General features: G+C 52.1%; 6 protein-coding genes. All 6 read left to right on the forward strand.

Features of this window, described 5'->3' with window-relative positions:
- On the forward strand, positions 1 to 1,467 hold a 1,467-nt coding region (gene ureC / locus ABYT30_RS15385; RefSeq protein ID WP_373097385.1), incomplete at its 5' end, for an urease subunit alpha.
- Between the two features lie 51 nt (positions 1,468 to 1,518).
- Complete coding sequence (gene ureE, locus ABYT30_RS15390) at positions 1,519 to 1,989, forward strand: urease accessory protein UreE (protein WP_373080506.1); 471 nt, start codon at positions 1,519 to 1,521, stop codon at positions 1,987 to 1,989.
- A complete protein-coding gene (locus ABYT30_RS15395) occupies positions 1,982 to 2,650 on the forward strand; it encodes an urease accessory protein UreF (protein WP_373097386.1) in 669 nt (222 codons plus the stop codon). Before ureE ends, ABYT30_RS15395 begins: the two co-directional genes overlap by 8 nt.
- Before the next feature lie 36 nt (positions 2,651 to 2,686).
- Positions 2,687 to 3,298, forward strand: a complete 612-nt coding sequence (gene ureG, locus ABYT30_RS15400) for an urease accessory protein UreG (RefSeq protein WP_373097387.1) — start codon at positions 2,687 to 2,689, stop codon at positions 3,296 to 3,298.
- 19 nt (positions 3,299 to 3,317) lie between these two features.
- Positions 3,318 to 3,926, forward strand: coding sequence for an urease accessory protein UreH (locus ABYT30_RS15405; RefSeq protein WP_373080515.1), 609 nt, complete (start codon positions 3,318 to 3,320; stop codon positions 3,924 to 3,926).
- A 243-nt stretch (positions 3,927 to 4,169) separates the two neighbouring features.
- The coding region (locus ABYT30_RS15410; RefSeq protein ID WP_373097388.1) for a transporter substrate-binding protein at positions 4,170 to 4,982 on the forward strand (813 nt) is incomplete at its 3' end.

Raw genomic sequence — 4,982 nt, forward strand, 5'->3', positions numbered from 1 at the left:
GGTGTGGTCAAAGCCGACGTCGCTATTAAGGCCGGGCGCATTTGCGCTATCGGTAAAGCCGGTAATCCCGATATTCAGCCCAATGTCGATATTATTGTCGGCCCCGGCACCGAGGTGATTGCCGGTGAAGGTCAGATCTTAACCGCCGGTGCCATCGATTCGCACATCCACTTTATTTGCCCTCAGCAAATTGAAGAAGCCTTGATGAGCGGCGTGACCACCATGATTGGCGGCGGCACCGGCCCAGCAACTGGCACCAACGCCACCACCTGTACGCCGGGGGCGTGGCATATGGGTAAGATGCTACAAGCGGCTGAGAGCTTTCCCATGAATTTGGGGTTTTTGGGCAAGGGCAATGCCAGCTTGCCAGAGTCGCTGGAAGAACAGATTCAAGCCGGTGCCATGGGCTTAAAACTCCACGAAGATTGGGGCACCACGCCCGCTTCAATAGATTGCTGCCTGAGCGTGGCCGAAAAATACGATGTACAGGTGGCGATTCACACCGACACTTTAAATGAGTCGGGTTTTGTCGAAGACACTCTCGCTGCGTTTAAAGGCCGTACTATTCATACCTATCACACTGAAGGGGCTGGCGGCGGTCACGCGCCAGATATTATCAAAGCCTGTGGCGCGGCGAATGTACTGCCCTCGTCGACTAATCCTACCCGGCCCTATACTGTGAATACCGTGGACGAGCATTTGGATATGCTCATGGTCTGCCATCATCTCGACCCCAATATTCCCGAAGACGTGGCTTTCGCGGATTCGCGTATTCGCAAGGAAACCATTGCCGCTGAAGATATTCTTCACGACCTTGGCGCCTTCTCGATGATTGCCTCCGACTCCCAAGCCATGGGCCGGGTCGGTGAGGTAGTGTGCCGCACTTGGCAGACAGCTCACAAAATGAAAGTACAGCGCGGCCCGCTGCCCGAAGACAGCGCCGACAATGACAATTTTCGCGCCCGTCGCTATATTGCCAAATACACTATTAACCCCGCTATTGCCCACGGTATTAGCCATGAGGTTGGCTCTATTGAGGTAGATAAACTCGCTGATTTAGTGCTGTGGAAACCCGCGTTTTTCGGCATCAAGCCCGCCATGATTATCAAGGGTGGAGCCATTGCCGCCGCGCCGATGGGTGACCCCAATGCCTCGATTCCCACCCCGCAGCCGGTGCACTATCGGATGATGTTCGGCGCTTATGGTAAAGCCTGCGTACAGACCTCGGTGAGCTTTGTCAGCCAAGCGGCGATTGATGCGGATATTGGCACGGCACTCGGTTTAGATCGTCCACTGGTGGCGGTGAAAAACTGCCGTAATGTCACCAAGGCCGATATGGTGCTGAATAATTACCAGCCAGAAATGGAGGTCGATCCCGATACCTACGAGGTGCGGGCCGATGGCCAATTGCTTATTTGCGAACCGGCGACTGAGCTGCCCTTGGCGCAGCGCTATTGTCTGTTTTGATGGGCTGGTTTTATTAACTGCGAATGAATAATTTTAATTTGGAAGCCAGTGATGCTTGAGTGTTTTGAAGTGGCCGGTGCCGGGCCAGGTTTGGCGCCAGAAATGAGTATTGTGCTGAACTACCAAGATCGGCAGCGCAGTCGTTTTCGTGGCAAAACCCGCTGCGGTGCGGAATTGTCTTGGTATCTTGAGCGCGGGCAGGTGCTCGCCGATGGTGATGTGCTCATTGCAAAAAATGGCGAGCAGATATCGGTAGTTGCCGCCAAAGAAAGCCTGTCATTGGTACGTACCGAAGACGCGCTGTTGTTTGCTCGGGCTGCGTATCATTTAGGTAATCGTCACGTACCCCTGCAGATTGACGCCGGTGAGCTACGCTATCAGCACGATCATGTGCTCGACGATATGCTGCGGGGTTTGGGTTTAGCGGTACAGGTCGGTGAAAAACCCTTCCACCCCGAAAACGGCGCCTATCACAATAGTGGCGCGGGCAGTATACACAGCCATCACCACCATCATGACTAGCCCATTGCTTCACCTCATGCATCTCGTTAGTCCAGCTCTGCCGGTGGGGGCTTACGCCTATTCCCAAGGTCTGGAGTACGCGGTAGAGCGCGGCTGGGTGGCGGATTTGGATGCGGCCAAAGATTGGATTGGTGAGGTGTTATGCCACAGCTTAGGCGGCTTGGATTTACCGGTATTGCAGCGCTTACATTCGGCTTGGCAGTCTGAAGATTTGGACGAAGTTGGGTACTGGAATGACTATTTGCAGGCGGCCCGGGAATCTAAAGAGTTGCTGTTAGAAGACGTGCAAATGGGAGAAGCCCTGCTGCGCTTACTGGTCTCGCTGGACGTGCCGAATGCCGTCGCGTGGCCCAAGGGTGTGGCGGTGAGTTTTGCCACGGCATTCGCCTTGGCTGCTCAGCATTGGCGAGTCGACAACGACGACGCGCTCAGCGGCTTTGCTTGGAGTTGGTTAGAAAATCAGGTCGCCGCGGCAATCAAATTAGTGCCGCTGGGGCAAACCGATGGTCAGCGTTTGCTCATGGCCCTAATGCCCGTGTTGGAGACCAGCGTCGAGGCCTCAAAAGCTCGGCATAACGACGAGCTTGGGGTCGGTCTGCCTGGTTTAGCGATGGCGTCTGCCCAACATGAAACCCAGTATTCGCGTTTGTTTCGGTCTTAATATTTTTATTAATAAATTAATAGTGGAGTATCGAGTATGAAAAAGCCTGCATTGCGGCTTGGTATTGGCGGCCCAGTAGGTTCTGGTAAAACCGCCTTGGTGAAAACCCTGTGCGCCGAGTTGCGCGAGCGTTTTGATATTGCTGTTATCACCAATGATATATACACCCGGGAAGATGCCGAGTTTTTATTGCGCCACGAGGTCCTCGACCAGTCGCGCATTCTCGGTGTTGAAACCGGCGGCTGCCCCCATACCGCAATCCGCGAAGACGCCTCGATGAATTTGTCCGCAGTGGCTGAACTCAGTGGCCGCTTTCCCGATTTAGATTTAATTATGATTGAAAGCGGTGGTGACAATCTGGCGGCGACGTTCAGTCCAGAGTTGTCGGATTTAACCATCTATGTGATCGATGTTTCTGCCGGCGATAAAATTCCTCGCAAAGGTGGGCCGGGAATTACCCGCTCAGATTTATTGATTATTAATAAAACCGACTTAGCACCTCTAGTGGGTGCCGATCTCAATGTGATGGATCGCGATGCCAAGCGCATGCGTGGCGACAAACCGTTTATTTTTAGCAACTTGAAAGACGGCAGTGGTGTTAAGGACATTGTCGATTTTATTGTTGAGCAGGGCATGCTCGGCGCTTAATTGAAATTGGGGAGCTAGTATGTCGCCTTTGATTACAGTGTTGTTCATTGGCTTTGCGGCGGGGGTGGTGCATGCCTTTGATGGCGACCATCTCGCCGCTGTCAGTGGTATGAGCGGGCGTGACAATGGCCGGCACAGTTTGCGCTTCGCTATGCACTGGGGGCTGGGTCACGGTCTGGCAGTGATTGTTGTGGCGAGCTGTGTACTATTGGCTGGCGCGTCAATCCCCTTTCAGTTTAGCGCTGTTGCCGAGGCTTTTGTGGCTTGGATGCTCATTGGGATCGGGGGTTTGAGTTTTTACCATTTGTGGCGCCAGCATCAACATGATGATTCAAAACAGGGCGTTAAAGTGTCCGCACTATGGATTGGCTTGATCCATGGCAGTGCAGGTTCAGCACCACTGTTGGCAATCCTTCCTGCGGCGGGGTTCGCCAGTCCCTCCTTGGGAATGGCGCATGTAGTACTTTTCAACCTAGGGCTAATTGCCGCAATGGCCGGCGTTGGCTTCGCTTTACGCGGTGGTTTTGCTCGATTGGGTCGCCGTCATCGCAACTTCCAGCCGGGGCTGCAATCACTGTCCGCGGTGTTTGCTATCGGCTTCGGATTTTTTCTATTACTCAGCCGTTGAATATTTACCTTGTTTGACTTTGGTGCGCCTGCACATAAATTGTGCGGCCCATTGCACGAGGATAAGGCCAACAAGCTCCGTTCATGGCTAATAAATTCTGCGTTATTTCCGCTAGGGCCCGCAAATAAGCGCTTTAGGCTGATTGGCACCAATTCTGCTAATACCCCTGGGTAGATTTACCAGGGTTCATTAATCCCAGTGCGTTTGCGATTAATGGAATAAAAATAGAGTTGGGAGCGAAGTATGAAAACAAAATCATCCATCAAGGCATTCGCCAAACACAGCAGTATTGTGTTGGCGGCCGCGACCTTGTCGCTAAGTGCCTCAATTGCTCAGGCGGCAGACACGATCAAAGTCGGCGTTTTGCATTCTTTGTCGGGCACCATGGCGATCAGTGAAACCACGCTAAAAGACACCGTGTTGATGCTCATTGACGAGCAGAATAAAAAAGGCGGCCTGCTGGGCAAAAAATTAGAAGCAGTTGTTGTAGACCCTGCGTCTAACTGGCCATTGTTTGCAGAAAAAACCAAAGAGTTGTTAGACAAAGACAAAGTCGATGTCATTTTTGGTTGCTGGACATCAGTATCGCGCAAATCCGTATTGCCGGTTATTGAAGAATTAAATGGCCTGTTGTTCTACCCCGTTCAGTACGAAGGCGAAGAATCGTCGAAAAATGTTTTCTACACTGGCGCTGCGCCCAACCAGCAGGCGATACCTGCAGTTGATTATTTAATGAGTTCAGCGGGTGGTTCAGTAAAACGCTGGGTATTGGCAGGTACCGACTACGTTTACCCACGTACCACCAATAAAATTCTTGAAGCCTACCTAAAAAGCAAAGGCGTGGCTGAAAAAGATATCATGATCAACTACACGCCCTTTGGTCACTCTGACTGGCAGACCATCGTTTCTGATATAAAGAAATTCGGTTCGCAGGGTAAAAAGACTGCTGTGGTTTCAACCATCAACGGTGATGCCAATGTCCCGTTCTACAAAGAACTGGCTAACCAGGGCCTCTCTGCAGAAGATATTCCAGTAGTGGCGTTCTCTGTTGGTGAA

Source organism: Zhongshania sp. (assembly GCF_041623545.1).
Taxonomy (GTDB): Bacteria; Pseudomonadota; Gammaproteobacteria; order Pseudomonadales; family Spongiibacteraceae; genus Spongiibacter.

Coding starts and splice junctions, on each gene's coding strand:
- ABYT30_RS15405 (WP_373080515.1), top strand. CDS start 3,318: ATGTCGCCTTTGATTACAGTGTTGTTCATTGGCTTTGCGGCGGGGGTG.
- ureG (WP_373097387.1), top strand. CDS start 2,687: ATGAAAAAGCCTGCATTGCGGCTTGGTATTGGCGGCCCAGTAGGTTCT.
- ABYT30_RS15395 (WP_373097386.1), top strand. CDS start 1,982: ATGACTAGCCCATTGCTTCACCTCATGCATCTCGTTAGTCCAGCTCTG.
- ureE (WP_373080506.1), top strand. CDS start 1,519: ATGCTTGAGTGTTTTGAAGTGGCCGGTGCCGGGCCAGGTTTGGCGCCA.